Source organism: Lawsonibacter hominis, from assembly GCF_014287895.1.
GTDB classification, from domain to species: Bacteria; Bacillota; Clostridia; order Oscillospirales; family Oscillospiraceae; genus Lawsonibacter_A; species Lawsonibacter_A hominis.
In genome coordinates, this window is sequence record NZ_JACOPP010000015.1 from 35739 (window position 1) to 53722 (window position 17984).

Below are 17984 nucleotides of genomic sequence, written 5' to 3' on the forward strand. Positions count from 1 at the left end.
GGCGCAGGCGTTTCAATCAATCGTTCCAAAATCCCGGAAGGGGAAGAACACCAGCTCCGCCTTGCCCAGCACATAGCGCTCGTCCACCGTGCCAAGGGTCACGTCCCGGCTGTCGTTGGAGCCGTTGCGGTTGTCCCCCATGACAAAGAGGGAACCCTCCGGTACCGTAACGCAGGCGCTGTTTTCATACCAGGGCTCCCGCATGGCCTCCTTGAGGTAGGGCTCGTCCAGCGCCTGTCCATCCACATAGACCGCCCCGGCGTCATAGTCGATCTCCACCGTCTGCCCGCCGACAGCCACTACCCGCTTGACGATGGGTCCGTCGGCGGCGTCAAATTTCTTGGTAAGCACGATCACATCCCCGGCCTCCGGCGCATAGCCGATGCTGCGCACCAGCATCAGATCCCCGTGCCGGAGGGTCGGCTCCATGGAGTGGCCGTCCACCGGGGTAATGCGCCCCAGAAAGGTAAACACCAGCACGATGGCCACCAGCGCCCAGATCAGCACCTGGAGCCACTCGTAGCCCTCCTGTGCAACGCTGCCCTGCTTTTGTTCTGCCGCCATGGCGGTCCTCCTTTGCTGTTCGGAAAAACAGGCGCCCCGGTGCTTACCAGGGCGCCTGCTGCGGTTTTGGGCGGTTCTGCGCCGCCGCCCGGTCCCGGGCGCCGCGCGCTTCCGGATCACGCTCCGGCCGCAAACAGGCGGCGTTTCGCGCCCCCTCGGCGTGCGCTCATCCGCTCCGGTCTTATCTGCCCTGTTCACAGCCTGCGTGCTTCTTATTTCGCGTACTCGATGACCTTGGTCTCCCGGATCATGTTGACCTTGATCTGTCCGGGATACTCCAGTTCTTCCTCAATTTTTTTGGCAATGTCCCGGGCCAGGAGCACCATCTGATCCTCGCTGACCTTGTCGGGGGCCACCATGATGCGGACCTCACGGCCGGCCTGGATGGCGAAGGACTTCTCCACGCCGGGGAAGGAGGAGGTGACCTCCTCCAGCTTCTCCAGGCGCTTGATATAGTTTTCCAGGTTCTCTCTCCGTGCGCCGGGGCGGGCGGCGGAGATCGCGTCGGCCGCCTGGACCAGGCAGGCCACGATGGTGCGGGGCTCCACATCGTTGTGGTGGGCCTCGATGGCATGGACGATGTCCTCGTTCTCCCGGTACTTCCGGGCCAGCTCCACGCCGATCTGCACGTGGGAGCCTTCCACCTCATGGTCGATGGACTTGCCCAGATCGTGGAGCAGGCCCGCCCGCTTGGCGGCGGTCACGTCGGCCCCGATCTCGGCGGCCAGCAGGCCGGCCAGATGGGAGACCTCGATGGAGTGGTTGAGCACATTCTGGCCGTAGCTGGTGCGGTAGCGCTGGCGTCCCAGCAGCTTCACGAGCTCCGGGTGCAGGCCGTGGACGTTGGTCTCAAACACGGCGCGCTCGCCCTCGGCCTTGATGGTGGCGTCCACCTCCCGCTTTGCCTTCTCCACCATCTCCTCGATGCGGGCGGGATGGATGCGTCCGTCCTGAATCAGCTTCTCCAGGGCGATGCGGGCGATCTCCCGGCGGACCGGGTCGAAGCAGGAGACGGTAATGGCCTCCGGCGTGTCGTCAATGATCAGGTCCACGCCGGTCATGGTCTCCAGCGTGCGGATGTTGCGGCCCTCGCGGCCGATGATGCGGCCCTTCATCTCGTCATTGGGCAGGGGTACCACAGAGACGGTGGCTTCCGCCACGTGATCGGCGGCGCAGCGCTGGATGGCGAGGGACAGGATCTCCCGGGCCTTGGTGTCGGCCTCTTCTTTGAACTGGGCCTCGATCTCCCGCACCTTCATGGCGGACTCGTGCGTCACGTCGTCGGCCAGCTGGCGGATCAGGTAGTTCTTGGCCTCCTCGGCGGTAAAGCCGGAGATGCGCTCCAGCACCTCCATCTGCGTCTTCTTGAGGGTGGCGACCTCTTCCCGGGCGGTCTCCAGCTCGGCCAGCTTGTTTTGCAGGGTCTCTTCCTTTTTTTCGATGTTGTCGGTCTTGCGGTCCAGGGTCTCTTCCTTCTGCTGGAGCCTGCGCTCCTGCTTCTGCAGGTCGGCCCGGCGTTCCTTGACCTCCCGCTCGTACTCGTTGCGGGCCTGCAGGATCTCCTCCTTGGCCTCTACCAGCGCCTCCCGCTTCTTGCTCTCGGCGCTCTTGATGGATTCGTTGATGATGCGCTTGGCCTCTTCCTCCGCGCTGGAGATCTCTTTTTCTGCGACCTTCTTACGGTATTGGACGCCAACCACAAAAAACAGGACAGCCGCGACCACGAAGCAAATCACGCCCGTCAGGATATACGGCAGCATGAGTTGGGAATACACCTCCGTTTTCAGATTTTCTTTTATCGTAGGATCGTAATCAAATGATGCACGCGGATCGGAACGGCTCGTCCATCCGCACAAAATTTGAAGCGCTTACCCCTCGCGCTTCAAAATATTACACCAAATCTATTTTAAGTCGCCGATGCTTTCCTGTCAAGAAGATTCGCGTACGGAAGAATACAAAAGGTGTAAGAGTACAATACATATTGGACAGTCGAATAAAAAGGATGAAGGAAATGGCCTCATCGGATAAAGTTGAGTTACCACACAACAACTTGATGAGAGGGGGCCATATCCTTCATGAGCAAGCGTATAGCACAAGACATGGCGTATCGGCAATCCCTGATGAAATACGCGGAGAACTACGGGGTCAGCCGCGCCAGCCGGAAGTACAACAAGAGCCGGTCGTACATCTGCTTCTGGAAGACCCGCTGGGATGGAACAGCAGTCTCTTTAGCCTGCCGATCCCGGCGGCCCCATAGTCATCCAAACCAACACACCCAGGCAGAACTGAAGCTGATCCGGGATATGCGCCGCCGTAATCCCGAACTGGGCATGGTGGAACTGTGGCACCGTCTGCGGCTCAGAGGCTACACCCGCTGTCCAGAGAGCCTGTTCCGGGTCATGCGCAAGCTGGGGCAGGCCGAGAAGAAACCAGTCTACAAGCCAAAGCCCTATGAGCAGATAACGTATCCAGGGCAACGGGTACCGGTAGATGTGAAGGTAGTCCCACGTTGTTGTATCGCCAACCCGGAACTGCGTTTGTACCAGTACACCGCCATTGACGAGTTCACACGTCTGCGCTTTCTGGCTGCCTACCCGGAGCAGTCCACTTATTCCTCTGCCGATTTCCTGAAAAAGTTGCGGAAGTGGTATGCCTGCCGAGGCATCCGGGTGGAGTGTGTCCAGACAGGCAATGGTTTTGAGTTCACCAACCGCTTTTCCAACAGCAAGCGGCACCTACCCACCCTGTTTGAAGCTGCCGCCGCTAAACCAGGCATCCGGCACAAACTCATCCGTCCTTATACACCCCGCCACAACGGCAAGGCGGAACGCAGCCACCGGGAGGATCAGAAACGGTTTTACTCCTGCCACAACTTTTACTCGCTGTATGACTTCGCCAAACAACTTGCTGTCCACAACCGCCGCTCCATCAACTTCCCCATGAGGCCCCTTCACTGGCTTTCTCCTATTGACTTCACCGTCCAATATGTTTGACAAACCTACATTTGGACATTTCCGCGGCGGAAGCAAAAAACAGCGCCCGGCCTTAGGCCGGGCGCTGAGCGTGCTTTCGTCATCCGTAGAAGGCATGGCCGCCGATGACCGCCACGCAGGTCTTGTTGCGGGAGGCCCAGCAGCTTTTGCCCACGCCGTTGAACCAATAGGCGTTGGGCACGACCACGGCGCCCTCCAGGCAGAGCTTGGCGGCGGCGACGCTTTCGGCGTTGGGGGTCTTCTCCATGCAGCCGGTCTTTTCCGGGTAGAACTGGCCCGGCTGATAGACCACGTCGTACAGCGTACCGGGGAAGGAGGGGTGGGCCACCCGGTTGAGCAGCACGTTCCCCACGGCGATCCGGCCCTCCATAGGCTGGTTTCCGCTCTCGTTGTAGATGATGTGGGAGAGCAGAAAGACGGCGTCGGCATCGTAAAATTCCGCGCCGGAGACCGGAAGCACGGCCCCGGCGGTGGAGATCTGGATCGCTCCGTCCCAGGTCAGCGCGGCGCCCAGGGCCTGGGCCAGCGTGCGGGCCGGGACCAGCGTACATACGGCACCGCCGTTTTCGTCATAGCCGACCTGCACGCCGCCGGCGATGTAAAGATACCGGCCGTTGACACACAGGTACAGGTCGCCTGGCTTGGCGGTCAGTTCCAGTCCCTCGTCCCGGAGCACCGCGCGGCCGTTCTCCCAGCTCGCCGTCACAGTGGGACGGATCACCTGGGCCAGGGCGGGCAGGGATACATAGGTCACATGCTCGATGACGGCGGTGTAGGCGTGCTCGTAGAGCGCGCCGTCGACGTAGATCTGGGGTACGGATGGCTCTGCGGAGGCGGCTTCCCCGGCGGCCAGAGCCGGGCCGGAAACGCCGGCCAGGGCGGCCAGGCAGAGCAGCAGAGCCAAAAGCTGTTTGCGCATGGGAATCACTCCTTACGGCAGACAGTTGTTTCCAACCGATATTTTTTGTTACTATATTGTAATCTATTTGGAAACAAAATGCAACCCCCGGGCGTAAAGCCGCCTTTTTCCCCTGATTGTACGGGGATTACCCCCGAATCATGGCCCGCAAGTCGAAAACACGCTTGCCCGCACGGCGGCGGTCGTTGCTGCATCCCTGGGCGTTGCTGCGATAGGCATGCCGTGAAATAAACCCGGCGGAGTCCTGCCGAAAAAGCGGGCTGGGAGCGCACTGTGCGCGTATTATGCGCACTCCAGATAAAGCCACACCAGATGGATGGTATGCTTCATGCCGTCGAAATGGGTGCGCGCCCCGCGGGATGTGATCCCGCGGGGACCCCGTGCCTTGCATCCGCCCGGCGAGAGTGAATCCCGCCGGGCTGCGCGCCTGACGGCGCGATGGAGCGCACTGTGCGCGCCTTATGCGCACTCCAGATAAAGCCACACCAGATGGATGGTATGCTTCATGCCGTCGAAATGGGTGCGCTCCATGCCATGGGAGGCGTGGACGCCGGGGCCGATGAGGGCGCCCCGGGTGTCGTTGCCCGCCTTCCAGAAAGCGGCCACGTCGGAGCCGTAATGCGGATAAATATCCACGGCGTAGTCCACGCCGTTGGCGCGGGCCAGCTCCACCAGCCGGGACACCATACCGTAGTCATAGGGGCCGTTGTTGTCCTTGGCGCAGATGGACACCTGGTACTCCGTGCAGTTCAGGTCCTCCCCGACGCACCCCATGTCTACCGCCAGCAGCTCGTCCACCGCCGGCATGACGCAGCCGCCGTGACCGACCTCCTCGTGTACAGTGAAGCAGAGCTCCGTGTCGTACCGGGGGGCGGCTCCCGTATCCCGCAGGAGCTTGAGCAGCGTGAGCAGGCACGCGGCGCTGCCCTTATCGTCGATGAAGCGGGACTTTAAAAAGCCGCTGCCGGTGACCTGGGTTTTGGGGTCGAAGCACACAAAATCCCCGGCGCAGATGCCCAGCGCCTCCACGCCGGCCTTGTCCCGCACCGGTTCGTCGATGCGCACCGCCAAATTCTTTTCGTCCCGGGGACGGGTCAGCACGTCGTCGAATACGTGCGCCGCCGGAGAGAGGGAGAGGATGGTGCCGGTATACATCCGCCCGTCCCGGGTGTAGATGCGGCAGTATTCCCCGTCCAGGGTGGGCAGGATCGGCCCGCCGATTTTGGTGATCATCAGCATGCCGTCGGCGGTGATGGAGCGCACCATCAGCCCCAGCGTGTCGATGTGGGCGCACAGGCCGACCGTTTTCCCGCGCTCCCGCCCACGCACGGAGAGGATCACGTTGCCCTTGTTGGTGCGCCGCACAGGATAGCCCAGCTCTTCCGCGATCTGTTCCACCACCGCGGCGGCCTGCTGCGTAAAGCCGCTGGGGCTGTCGGCGGCGAGCAGGCGGCGGGCGGTGTTCATGAGAAACTCCCTGCAGTCTTCCAGATGCATTTGCATTGACTCCTTATTTGTAGTATGATATCCCAATCATAGCCCGGCCGGGCCGAAATTACAAGCGGGAGCGCGAGAAACATGGCGGAAGAAAAGACCAACGTGATGCGGCTGTTAGACCAGAAGAAGGTCCCCTATATCCCCCACTATTACGCCTGTCCCGACGGGGCGGTGGACGGGGTCTCGGTGGCGGCCCGGATCGGCAAGGATGCCGGCGCCGTGTTCAAGACCCTGGTGACCCAGGGGGCCACGGGGAAGTATTACGTGTTTGTGGTGCCGGTGCTGAGCGAGCTGGATCGGAAGGCGGCGGCCCGGGCGGTGCGGGAGAAATCCATCGAGATGATCCGGCAGGCCCAGCTGCTTCCGCTGACCGGATACGTCCACGGGGGCTGTTCCCCGCTGGGGATGAAAAAGCAGTTTACCACCGTGCTGGACGAGAGCGCCCGGGGACGGGAGAGCATGACGGTAAGCGCCGGGCGCATCGGCGCCCAGGTGGAGCTGGCGCCGGGCGACCTGTGCCGCCTGAGCCGGGGCAGCTTCGCCCCGGTGGGGAAATAAACGCCCGGGGGAACTTTTTGCGCCCCGGTCCGTCTGATGTAACATGGCCGGGTAAGCCCGGTAGTTTGAACGACAAGGAGAATGCAGAATATGAACCAAAAGCTTCCCGCACTGGCGTTGGCCGTGACCCTGACCGGCGCCCTGTCCATCGGCGCCCTGGCCGGTGAGCCCGAGCGGCTCATTTCCCCCAAGCCCACGGCCTGCGCTGGCGCCATTACCGTCAACGGACAGGCGCTGGACACCGCCGGGGTCCCCGCCGTGTCCGGCCAGGGGCTGCTGCCCATGCGCCTGGTGGCCGAGTCCGATCACGGCTCCGCCGCCTGGTACGAAGAGGAGAATACCGGCGCGTTTTATCTGGACGGGAACGTGATCAGCGTGGATTTTGCCACCGGATCGGTCACCGTCAACGACACGGCGGCCGAAGGCGTGACCGCCCGGGTGGTGCAGGGCGTCACCTTCCTGCCCGCCGCGCTTCTGGAGGGGCTGGAGGGGTACACGGTGGAAGCCGCGGAAGACGGCCTTGCCATCACCACCCCCAACAACGCGCCGCTGGTGAAGCTGGCCTATCAGATCATGGATGCGTCGGGCATGGGCTACGGCATGAAGACCGACGCGCAGGGGATGGCCGAGACCTACGGCCTGCCCGCCGACGCCTTTGAGCAGGCTGTCGGCTTCTTCCCCATGATGGTCAGCCCCGACACCCTGGTTCTCGGCAAACTGGCCGAGGGCGCCGACACGCAGGCCGTCAAGACCGCTCTGGAGGCCTACCGCCAGAGCCAGGAGGACACGTTCTCCTGGTACCTGTCCCAGAATCTGCCCAAGGTGCAGGACGCCCGCCTGCTGGTGCAGGACGGGTATGTGCTTTTCCTGATCGCGGAGAACGCCGACGCCGGCGAGGCAGCCTTTACCGCCGCTCTGGCCGCGCTGGACTGACTTGCGCCCCCATACCGGCCGGCTCCGCCCCGGGCGCTCCTGCGGGAGGGGTCTTCGGCAGCCTGGGGAGTTGTCCGCTTCTGGCGGACAACTCCTGCGTGCGGCGAGCCGGCGCTTCCAGAGACTCAGAAGAGGCTCCCCGGACGGCCCAAGCCGTCCGGGGAGCCTCTTCTGTCCGGGTCAATACCGGTCCACCCAGCCGGAGATCAGCGGGGTGGGCACCAGCCACATGAACAGGAATACCAGCAGGTTGGAAGGAGACAGCGAGGAGTAGGCCCCCACGGAGGTGAGATAGAAGGCCAGCAGCACGCCGACAGCCGCGCCGACGCAGGCGAGCACCGCGGAGCAGCGCACGGCCCGGCGCAGCCGGGCGGCCCCCACCACTGCCTCCGAATAGGGCCCCAGGCCCTCCCGGCAGAGGACGGCGGTCAGGATATCGCTGTGGGACTGCTCCGCTCCGGACAGCTCCCGCCGCCGCTCCACCGCCGGGAACTCCATCTTCTCCACCGGCAGCTTGAAGCGCTGGCGGAGCATGGCGGGGATCAGGTTGAAGTCCCGGGTGGCCAGCACGGGGGTGATCCGGTTGCGGATCAGGGCGTTGAGGGAGGGCTCGATCAGCCCGTGAAGCGAGTAGTTGAGGGCAAAAATACCCGCCAGCTCCCCGTCAAGCGCGCAAAAGACGGCGTTTTTTACATTGAGGCCCTGAGGCAGCTCCACGTCCATCAGGTGCATGAAGGCGGAGGAGCCCACCAGCACCTGTTCCCCGCGGATGAGCGCCCCCGCGCCCCCTTCGTAGCAGCACAGGTCCTGGGCGCGGCGGTAGACACAGCCCTGGGAGCGGAGCAGGTCGTGAAAGATTTTGTCCAGCCCGCTGCCCGAATCCCGGATCAGGGTGGCGGTGGCGGAGACCACCTTGTCTACGGAAAAGTCCCCGAAGACCTTGATGCCGTTCAGAGAGACGCAGCCGGGCGGGAAAAGATCGGCGTCGGTGAGCAGGATGCCGCTGCCCGCGCCCGTGCTGGTGACCGCGTCCCATCCGGCGATGGCGGCCCCGGACTTGGACAGGCGGCGGGAGAGCTTATGCCACGGCGTGCCAAAGCACAGGGCCCCCGAAAAGGAGGAGGCCGACGCCAGGGTGGCGGAGAGGCACCACAGCAGCCGCTCCGGCGCGCCCATGCCCACGGAGGCCACCAGGGAGAGCACCAGGCAGGCCACAAACAGCAGCGGGCAGAAGCGGTGGAAGATGCGCTCGGCTCCGTCGGCGGCCTGCATCTGGCGGCCGAAGCCGATGGGCGCGCCCGACCACTTGGAATAGGTATCCCGTCCGTTCCATTTCCCCTCGTCCAGGGTGACCAGATAGGGCTCGGACGCGGAGGCCGCCGTGCGGCAGGCCAGCCGCTGTCCCCGCCGCTTGAGCCAAGTGCCCCGCAGCAGGAACGCCACCGCCAGCGCGGCGGCGGCGCAGTAAGGCAGCTGCCCGTCCCGGGGGTCCAGCTGCGGAAGGGTGAGCGCGTCGGCCAGCGTGGCGGCGCAGGAAAACACCAGCAGCGTATCCATGCCCAGCTCCAGCCGGAAGAGCCGGAACAGCCCCCGGGCCAGCACATCCACCCCCAGCAGCAGCACCAGCACCAGCAGCCCGGCCAGGGCCAGCGTCTGGAGGCGTGGGGTCAGCGGAGCGGGCAGGGGCAGGGGGAACAGGGGGGCCAGGGTCAGGTAGAGCATCGGCAGGCAGAGCAAAAAGGCCAGTACGCTCCGCACACGCAGGGATTTGAGCCCTTTGTGGTAACGGCGGGCCAGGTCCGCCGGGGGCAGGTCGGGGGCGGGCGGCGGCGCACGGCGCTTCCGGCGCTCCCGCCGCGCCTGCTCCGGCGCCTCCTCGTCGGTGCCTGGGATATACCGCTCGGCCCGGCGGACGGCCTCGTCCTGCTCGGCGCCCTCCTCCTCAAACATATGCCCCGCGTAATCGTCCGCCTTCTGCATCAGACGGTTGAGCCCCTCCGCAATGGGGTTGTCCGAGGCCGGGGCGGGCACTTCGGCCCCGGGCGGCGCTTCCGCCCCCGCCGGCTCCTCCGGCGGGGGGGCGGCGGCGGGGAACTTCACCACCTTTTCCTCCGGCGGCGCCGGAGCGGGCGCGGGGGCGCCGGGGAAGGAGACTACCTTGCCGGGCCTGCGCCCGGTGGGGGCGGGGGAGGCGGCGGAGGGGACGGTGGGAAAAGGGATGGTGTCGTCGCCCACGGGGCGCTTGCCCCGCCCGGCGCCGAACTCCGCCATGATCTCCTCCAGGGAAAACGTCTCTTCCCCGCTGGAGGGGCCTTTATTCAGTTCGTCGTCCCGGTCCTTTGCCATGTGTCATATCACCCGTTATTCCAGTCCGGTTCCAGCCGTGGGTGCACGGCGGAGGCGGACGTGAAGATCATCGTCAGAGCATCCTCTGGCGCACGGCTTCGTATAAAAGGATGGCCGCCGCCGCAGAGGCGTTGAGCGAATTCAGCTTTCCCCGCATGGGGATCCGCACCAGAAAATCACAGTTTTCACCCACCAGACGCCCCATGCCGGAGCCCTCGCTGCCGATGACGATGGCGGCGGGACCCTTCAGGTCGGCCTCGTACAGCAGCCGGTCCCCGCCGGCGTCGGTGCCGAAGACCCAGACGCCCTCGTCCTTGAGCTGACGGAGCAGAGCGGGCAGATTGGCCACCCGTGCCACTGGAACATGGGAGACCGCCCCGGCGGAGGTCTTGGCCACCACGGCGGTGAGTCCCGCGCTGCGGCGCTTGGGGATGATGACCCCGTGGGCCCCCGCGCACTCGGCGGTGCGGATCACCGCGCCCAGGTTGTGGGGATCGGAGAGCTCGTCGCACACCACGATCAGGGGCGGCTCGCCCTTTTCACGCGCCGCGTTCAGAATATCGTCCACACTGGCATACTCCCGCACGGCCGCCAGGGCGATCACGCCCTGGTGGGCGTGCGTGCGGCTCATGCCGTCCAGCTTGCGGCGGTCGGCCTCCACCACCACGATGCCCTTGTCCCGGGCCGTGGACGCAATATGCCCCAGAGCGGCGTCGGTCTCGCCGCGGGCCAGATAGATCTTGTCGATGCTGGTACCGGCCCGGAGGGCCTCCAGCACGGCGTTGCGCCCTTCGATGATGCCGTCGGCCTCGGCCTGGGCCTCCATCCTGCGCTCCTTCATGGCTTGTCCCGCCTTTCCCCGTGTGATAACGGCAACAGTATACCACAAGACGGCGTACAGAAAAAGCCAAAAATGCGCCTGTAACAGAAAAGCAAGGCGGCGCGCCCGCGGCCGCCGGCCGCCGCAAAGCGCCGTTTGGTTCGGCGGAATACCGTCCCGGCGGGCCGATTTCATAGAAAGTTTACAGGTTTCCCCGCCGGTTTCCTTGTTTTTTGGGGTGGTGTGTGCTATAACAGTCTTACCGCATTTTCGTTCCATACCGAAAATAATTGCGAGCGATTCGTTCCAAGGAGGATATACATTTCATGCCCGATAATCGTAACAGCGGCGGCAGAGGCGGGGGGGCCGGCGGCAAGCGCAACGCCACCGCCATCATTTCCATCATCCTGTGGGCCCTGGTCATCACCGTACTGGTAAACTACGCCACTTCCATGGCCCGTTCGGCCCATACGCAGGAGATCACCTACGGCGAATTCCGCCAGATGGTGATGGACGGCAAAGTGGAAGCGGTGGAGATGACCAGCGCCAAGTACACCATCTACCCCAAGACCGAACCGGCCGAAGAGAGCGCCGCCCCGGCGGAGAGCCCCAGCCCCGAGAGCCAGCTGGGCCTGCCCCCGCTGGAGACCCTGAACACCACCCAGAAGACCTATTACTGCGCGCCTCCCACCACGGCCAACGTGCGGGATGACGGCCTGATCCCCCTGCTGGAGGAGTACGGCGTGGTCCAGTACGGCTCCCCCTATGAGGAGCCCCTCTCCCCCATCGTCAGCCTGCTCATCAGCTACGTGCTGCCCATGGTGCTGATGGTGGTGCTCTTCTCCTTCCTGTTCCGCAATATGGCCGGCAAGATGGGCGGCGGCCTGGGCGGCGTGGGCAAGGCAAACGCCAAGGTCTATGTCGAAAAATCCACCGGCGTGACCTTTAAGGACGTGGCCGGGCAGGACGAGGCCAAGGAGAGTCTGGTGGAGATCATCGACTTTCTCCACAATCCCCAAAAGTACACCGAGATCGGCGCCAAGCTGCCCAAGGGCGCCCTGCTGGTGGGCCCGCCGGGCACCGGCAAGACCCTGCTGGCGAAGGCGGTGGCGGGAGAGGCCAACGTGCCCTTCTTCTCCATCTCCGGCTCGGACTTTGTCGAAATGTTCGTGGGCGTAGGCGCCTCCCGTGTCCGCGACCTCTTTAAGGAGGCCAGCAAGATGGCCCCCTGCATCGTCTTCATCGACGAGATCGACACCATCGGCAAGTCCCGGGACAACCGCATGGGCGGCAACGACGAGCGGGAGCAGACCCTCAACCAGCTGCTGGCGGAGATGGACGGCTTCGACCCCACCAAGGGCGTCATCCTTCTGGCCGCCACCAACCGGCCCGAGGTGCTGGATCAGGCGCTGCTGCGGCCCGGGCGGTTCGACCGGCGCATCATCGTGGACCGGCCCAACCTGGCCGGGCGGCTGGCCACCCTCCAGGTCCACACCCGCAATATCCGCCTGGCCGAGGACGTGGATCTGAAAAAGATCGCCATCGCCACCGCGGGCACCGTGGGCGCGGATCTGGCCAACCTGGTCAACGAGGCCGCGCTGCGGGCGGTGCGCCTGGGACGAAAGGCCGTCAATCAGGAGGACCTGCTGGTCTCCTTCGAGCTGGTCATTGCCGGCAGCGAGAAAAAGGGCAGCGTCCTCACCGAGTTTGAAAAGAAGCTGGTGGCCTATCACGAGGTGGGCCACGCCATGGTGGCCTATAAGCAGAAGAATACCGAACCGGTGCAGAAGATCACCATCGTGCCCCATACGCAGGGCAGTCTGGGCTATACCCTGCTGATGCCCGAGGAGGACAAGACCGAGCTGCGCACCCGGGACGAGCTGCTGGCCAAGATCGCCGTCTCCATGGGCGGCCGGGCGGCGGAGGAGGTGGTCCTGGGCACCATGACCAACGGCGCTGCCCAGGACATCCAGGACGCCACCAGCGTGGCCCGGAACATGGTGGCCATGTTCGGCATGAGCGACGAGTTCGGCATGATGGCCCTGGCCTCCAGGCGCAACCAGTACCTGGACGGCGGCTACGGCATGGACTGCGCCCAGGATACCGCCGCCGCCATGGACCGGGCGGTGAAGGAGATCCTGGACCGCTGCTACAAGCAGGCTGTGGCCACGCTGGAGGAGAGCCGGGAGGATATGGACAAGGTAGTGGCCTATCTTCTGGAGAAGGAGACCATCACCGGCGCGGAGATGGTGGCCATCCTGGAGGGCCGGGACCCCGCTCTGGCCGACCGCTATCCCGACCCGGAGCAGAAGCGCGAGAAGCACACGCCCACGGTCTCTGCCGCTCCGGACCCCATCCCCCTGGGCGGTGAGATCTCTCCCGAGGGAAAGCGAACGGAATAAACGCAAACGCGGCCCCGGACCGGCTGGTCCGGGGCCGCGTTTGCGCCTTGCCGTGCCTTTTGTATTCTTCCGTACGCGAATTGTAGGTTTGTCAAAGATATTGGACAGTGAACTCTGCGGGAGAAAGCCAGTGAAGGGGCCTCATGGGGAAGTTGATGGAGCGGCGGTTGTGGACAGCAAGTTGTTTGGCGAAGTCATCCAGCGAGTAAAAGTTGTGGCAGGAGTAAAACCGTTTCTGGTCCTCCCGGTGGCTGCGTTCCGCCTTGCCGTTGTGGCGGGGTGTATAAGGACGGATGAGTTTGTGCCGGATGCCTGGTTTAGCGGCGGCAGCTTCAAACAGGGTGGGTAGGTGCCGCTTGCTGTTGGAAAAACGGTTGGTGAACTTAAAACCATTGTCTGTCTCCGCCGCGGAAATGTCCAAAGCCCTTGTCACCCTTTACGAAATTTGCTATAATAAAGGGTAATTTTGATTTGACTGATCGGGAGGGACAACGCGCGCCCATGAAATATAAGCAATGGAACCGGACACACTGTGACAGCGAGGCGCGCGCCGCCCTGGAGCGGGCGGGCATCCCCCCTTTGGCGGCCCTGGCTCTGTGCGCCAGGGGTCAGGACACTCCGGAAAAGGCCCGAGCCTTTCTGGCCTGCGGGCAGGAACTGCTCCACGACCCTCTGCTGATGCTGGACATGGACAAGGCCGCCGGGCGCCTGCGTCTGGCGCTGGAGCGGGACGAGCGCATCGCCGTCTACGGGGACTATGACGTGGACGGGATCACCGCCACCTGCCTGCTCACCGATTTTCTCCGCAGCGAGGGCGCGGCGGTGATTTCCTACATCCCCGACCGGATGGAGGAGGGCTACGGCCTGAACCGGGACGCAGTGAATACCCTGCACCGGCAGGGCGTTTCCCTTATCGTCACGGTGGACTGCGGCATCACCGCCGTGGACGAGGCGGAGTACGCCCAACGCCTGGGGGTGGACGTGGTGGTCACCGACCACCACGAGTGCAAGGACACGCTGCCCCGCTGCACGGCGGTGGTGGACCCCCACCGTCCCGGCTGTCCCTATCCCTTCAAGTACCTGGCCGGCGTTGGGGTGGCGCTCAAGCTGGTGCTGGCCCTGGGCGGCCCAGCCCGGCGGGCGGCGCTGCTGGCGGAGTATGCGGATCTGGCCGCCATCGGCACCGTGGCCGACGTGATGAACGTCACCGGAGAAAACCGCTGCCTGGTGCGCCTGGGCCTGGAGGCCCTGCAGCACACCAGGCGTCCCGGCCTGCGCTCCCTGCTCCACGAGGCCGGACTGGAGGAAAAGTCCATCAGCTCCATGTCCGTGGGCTACGTGCTCGCCCCCCGCATCAACGCCTCCGGGCGGATGGGCTGCGCGAGCCTGGCGGGCGAGCTGCTGCTCACCGAAGACCCGGGTCGGGCCGCTCTTCTGGCTGCGCAGCTGTGCCAGCTCAATCGGGAGCGCCAGGCCATCGAGGCCGCCATCTATGCCGAATGCGTCGCCCGGGTGGAGGCCCTGCCCGGCGAGGAGCGGTACGCGCTGGTGCTCTCCGGCGAGGCGTGGCACCAGGGGGTCGTGGGCATTGTGGCCTCCCGTCTGGCGGAAAAATACTCCTGTCCCACCTTTATGATCTGCCTGCAGGACGGCCGGGGCAAGGGCTCCTGCCGCTCCTTCGGGGGCTTCAACCTGTTTGCCGCGCTGGAGCACTGCGCCGGCCTGCTGGAGGGCTTCGGCGGCCACGCCCTGGCGGCGGGCTTTACCATCCGGGAGGAACAGATCCCCGCCTTTGCCGCGTGCATGGCGGAGTATGTACGCCTGCGGACCGGCGGAGCGGAGATGGTCTCCACGCTGGAGATCGACGCGGAGATCGAGGACGCGGGCGCGCTCACCCTGGATGGGGTGGAGGGTCTGGATCTGCTGGAGCCCTACGGCGCGGGCAACCCCAAGCCGGTGTTTTCCCTGTCGGGCTGCACCGTCTCCGCCGCCAGCGAGGTGGGCGGCGGACGGCACCTGAAGCTCAAGCTCGCCTGCGGCGGCAGGAGCTTCGACGCCATCTTTTTTTCCGCCACTCTGGCCCAGGCGGGTCTGTCCTGCGGGGACCGGGTGGACGTGGCCTTTACCCCCCAGGTCAACGAGTACCGGGGCTGGCGCACCGTGCAGCTGCAGCTGTGCGACCTGCGCCCCGCTCTGACCCGGGCCCAGGCCGAGCGGGCCCTCTATGAGAAATTTCGCCGGGGGGAGCCGCTCTCCCGCTCGGAGGCCGCCGCCCTGCTGCCCAGCCGGGAGGACTTCGTCTCCCTGTGGCGCTACCTGAAGGGGCACACCGCTCACGGCCCGCTGGAGGAGACCGCACCCCGGCTGGCCCGGAACATTGCCCGTGCCTGCGGACAGCGGGAGACGGTGATGCGCACCCTGGTGTGCCTGGAGGTCTTCGACGAGCGGGGCCTGATCCGTCTGGAGCGCACCACCGACCACCTGCAGATCGGCCTGACGGCTGTGGACGGCAAGGTGGACCTGGAGCAGTCCGTCATCATGCGCAAGCTGCGCAGCATTCTGGAACCTTAACGCGTCCCGCGCGTCTGCGCAACGCGTTCGCCGGAGGTGGCCTGTTATGGACCCCATCCTGGAGCGCTATCACGCCCTGGAAGACAAGATCAAGACCTATAACCCGGCGCTGGACACCCAGCGCCTGTTCAACGCGTTCAATTACGCCGATAACGCCCACGCCGGACAGCTGCGCAAGGACGGCTCTGCCTATATCACCCACCCCCTGGCGGTAGCGGAGATTGTGGCCGAGCTGGAGCTGGACACCGACTCCATCATTGCCGCCCTGCTCCACGACTGCATCGAGGACACCGGCGTCACGCACGAAGGGATCGCCAAGCTCTTCGGCATCACCGTGGCCGATCTGGTGGAGGGGGTCACCAAGCTGACGCGGGTGCAGTACACCTCCAAGGAAGAGGAGCAGATGGAGAACCTGCGCAAGATGCTCATGGCCATGGCCAAGGACATCCGGGTGATCCTCATCAAGATCTGCGACCGGCTGCACAACATGCGCACCATGGCCTACCAGACCCCCCGCAAGCAGAAGGAGAAGGCCCTGGAGACCATGGAGATCTACGCCCCCATCGCGCACCGTCTGGGCATGCAGCGCATCAAATGGGAGCTGGAGGACACCTCCCTGAAATATCTGGACCCCATCGGCTACCAGGAGATCGCCGACGAACTGGCCGCCCGCTCCTCCGCCCATGAGGAATTCCTCTCCGGCATCCAAAAGCGCATCCAGGAGCGGCTGGACGAGGAGGGCATCCGCTGCACCATTTACGGCCGGGTCAAGCACATCTACTCCATCTACCGCAAGATGTACGCCCAGAACAAGACCATGGACGAGATCTTCGACCTGTACGCGTTCCGGGTCATCGTGGATGATATCCCCGACTGCTACAATGTGCTGGGCGTCATCCACGATCTCTACAAGCCGGTGCTGGGCCGCTTCAAGGACTATATCGGCACCCCCAAGCCCAACGGCTACCAGAGCCTGCACACCACCGTCATCGGCCGGGAGGGGCTGCCCTTCGAGGTACAGATCCGCACCTGGGAAATGCACCACACGGCGGAATACGGCATCGCCGCCCACTGGAAGTACAAGCAGGGCATGGCCAACGAGAAGCTGGGCACCGAGGAGGCCTTCGAGTGGGTGCGCAAGCTTTTGGAAAGCCAGCAGGACATCGACGCGGAGGAATTCGTGCGCACCATGCGGGTGGACCTGTTCGCCGACGAGGTGTTCGTGTTCACCCCCCGGGGCGACGTGATCAACCTGCCCGCCGGGGCCACCCCCATCGACTTTGCCTACAACATCCATTCCGCGGTGGGCAACCACATGACGGGCGCCAAGGTCAACGGCCGCATGGTGCCCTTTGACACCGCCCTGAAAAACGGCGATATCGTAGAGGTCATCACCTCCAAGTCCGCCCACGGCCCCAGCCGGGACTGGATGAAAATCTGCAAATCCAACGAGGCCCGCAACAAGATCCGCCAGTGGTTCAAAAAGGAACGCCGGGAGGAGAACATCGCCACCGGCCGCGCCTGCTTCGAATCGGAACTGAAGCACGCCGGCCTCTCCCTGGCGGCCATCACCGCCGAGGACGTGCTGCCCTTCGTGCTGAAAAAGGCGCGCTTCGGCACTCTGGACGAGCTGTACGCCGCCATCGGCTACGGCGGCATGTCCGCCCAGAAGGCGGTGGTGCGCATCAAGGACGAGATCGCCCGTCTGGGCCGCGTCCAGGCGGAGCAGCAGGCCGCCGAGCGCGCCGCCCAGGAGGCGATCCATCCCGCCACCGGCGCCGCCTCCGCCCCGCCCCCCAGAGCGGGCCGGAAGAGCGAATCGGGTATCATCGTGGAGGGCCTGGACAACTGTCTGGTGAAGTTCGCCAAGTGCTGCACGCCCGTGCCCGGGGACCCCGTGGTGGGCTTTATCACCCGCGGCTTCGGCGTGTCCGTCCACCGGCAGGACTGCCCCAACGCCGCCGCCGAGCGCCGCAAGCCCGAGGAGGCGGGGCGCTGGATCCGGGTGTCCTGGGCGGCGGGGGAGCTGGCCAGCTATCAGACCTCCCTGGAGATCTCGGCCAAGGACCGGGACGGGCTCACCCTGGACGTGGCCATGGCGCTCTCCGCCGCCAAGGTGAAGACCACCAGCCTCTCCGCCCGCTCCATGCCAGACGGCTACGCCAGCGTCAATATCGTCCTGGAGGTCAAGAACCAGGAGGAGCTCTCCGCCGTCATCAACAAGCTGGGGCAGATCCAGGGGGTCTACCAGGTGAAGCGGGCCGCGGGATGACCGACCGGAAGCGCACGCTGCGCCCGCCGCGCGGCAGAACGCCCGCCGCCTCCCCCTGGGCGCCGTACGGTTTTCCAGCGGCGCGGGAGACGATTTCAGAGCGAAATTC

The 17984-nt window shown here is 64.8% G+C and carries 13 protein-coding genes; 6 read left to right on the forward strand and 7 right to left on the reverse strand.

The window, feature by feature from the left end:
• Positions 1-12 precede the first annotated feature (12 nt).
• Together lepB and rny are read right to left on the reverse strand one after the other, a co-directional pair.
• A complete protein-coding gene (gene lepB / locus H8S57_RS11155; RefSeq protein ID WP_186908169.1) occupies positions 13-564 on the reverse strand; it encodes a signal peptidase I in 552 nt (183 codons plus the stop codon).
• A 212-nt stretch (positions 565-776) separates the two neighbouring features.
• Positions 777-2324 carry a ribonuclease Y gene (gene rny / locus H8S57_RS11160; protein WP_186908170.1) on the reverse strand — a complete coding sequence of 516 codons (1548 nt, stop codon included), beginning with the start codon at positions 2322-2324 and terminating at the stop codon, positions 777-779.
• A 315-nt stretch (positions 2325-2639) separates the two neighbouring features.
• Between rny and H8S57_RS11165 the strand changes: the two genes are divergently transcribed.
• Positions 2640-3557: a DDE-type integrase/transposase/recombinase gene (locus H8S57_RS11165; RefSeq protein WP_186908171.1), complete on the forward strand. Its 918-nt coding sequence runs from the start codon at positions 2640-2642 to the stop codon at positions 3555-3557.
• A gap of 79 nt (positions 3558-3636) precedes the next feature.
• Here H8S57_RS11165 and H8S57_RS11170 read toward each other — a convergent pair whose 3' ends face one another.
• A complete protein-coding gene (locus H8S57_RS11170; protein WP_186908172.1) occupies positions 3637-4476 on the reverse strand; it encodes a cell wall hydrolase in 840 nt (279 codons plus the stop codon).
• A gap of 459 nt (positions 4477-4935) precedes the next feature.
• A complete protein-coding gene (locus H8S57_RS11175) occupies positions 4936-5973 on the reverse strand; it encodes a M42 family metallopeptidase (protein WP_186908173.1) in 1038 nt (345 codons plus the stop codon).
• Between the two features lie 81 nt (positions 5974-6054).
• On the opposite strand from H8S57_RS11175, the gene ybaK reads away from it, so the two are divergent.
• Both ybaK and H8S57_RS11185 read left to right on the forward strand, forming a co-directional pair.
• Complete coding sequence (ybaK, locus tag H8S57_RS11180) at positions 6055-6531, forward strand: Cys-tRNA(Pro) deacylase (RefSeq protein ID WP_186908174.1); 477 nt, start codon at positions 6055-6057, stop codon at positions 6529-6531.
• A 90-nt stretch (positions 6532-6621) separates the two neighbouring features.
• Positions 6622-7464 carry a DUF4358 domain-containing protein gene (locus H8S57_RS11185; RefSeq protein ID WP_186908175.1) on the forward strand — a complete coding sequence of 281 codons (843 nt, stop codon included), beginning with the start codon at positions 6622-6624 and terminating at the stop codon, positions 7462-7464.
• Between the two features lie 180 nt (positions 7465-7644).
• Here the strand turns inward: H8S57_RS11185 and H8S57_RS11190 are convergent, their stop codons facing one another.
• Both H8S57_RS11190 and rlmB read right to left on the reverse strand, forming a co-directional pair.
• The gene (locus H8S57_RS11190; protein WP_186908176.1) at positions 7645-9810 is read right to left on the reverse strand and encodes a hypothetical protein; all 2166 of its coding nucleotides are present in this window, start codon (positions 9808-9810) and stop codon (positions 7645-7647) included.
• A gap of 73 nt (positions 9811-9883) precedes the next feature.
• Positions 9884-10651: a 23S rRNA (guanosine(2251)-2'-O)-methyltransferase RlmB gene (gene rlmB / locus H8S57_RS11195; RefSeq protein WP_186908177.1), complete on the reverse strand. Its 768-nt coding sequence runs from the start codon at positions 10649-10651 to the stop codon at positions 9884-9886.
• Positions 10652-10956: 305 nt separating this feature from the next.
• Here rlmB and ftsH point away from each other — a divergent pair, with 305 nt between their 5' ends.
• Entirely contained in the window at positions 10957-13032 is a 2076-nt protein-coding gene (ftsH, locus tag H8S57_RS11200) for an ATP-dependent zinc metalloprotease FtsH (protein WP_186908178.1), read from the forward strand.
• Between the two features lie 91 nt (positions 13033-13123).
• On the opposite strand, the gene H8S57_RS11205 is transcribed toward ftsH, so the two are convergent.
• The gene (locus H8S57_RS11205) at positions 13124-13453 is read right to left on the reverse strand and encodes an integrase core domain-containing protein (protein WP_207723774.1); all 330 of its coding nucleotides are present in this window, start codon (positions 13451-13453) and stop codon (positions 13124-13126) included.
• Positions 13454-13533: 80 nt separating this feature from the next.
• Here H8S57_RS11205 and recJ point away from each other — a divergent pair, with 80 nt between their 5' ends.
• Both recJ and H8S57_RS11215 read left to right on the forward strand, forming a co-directional pair.
• On the forward strand, positions 13534-15603 hold the full coding sequence (gene recJ, locus H8S57_RS11210; protein ID WP_186908179.1) for a single-stranded-DNA-specific exonuclease RecJ: 2070 nt from the start codon (positions 13534-13536) through the stop codon (positions 15601-15603).
• A 46-nt stretch (positions 15604-15649) separates the two neighbouring features.
• Positions 15650-17875 carry a RelA/SpoT family protein gene (locus H8S57_RS11215; protein ID WP_186908180.1) on the forward strand — a complete coding sequence of 742 codons (2226 nt, stop codon included), beginning with the start codon at positions 15650-15652 and terminating at the stop codon, positions 17873-17875.
• The last annotated feature ends 109 nt before the right edge of the window (positions 17876-17984 follow it).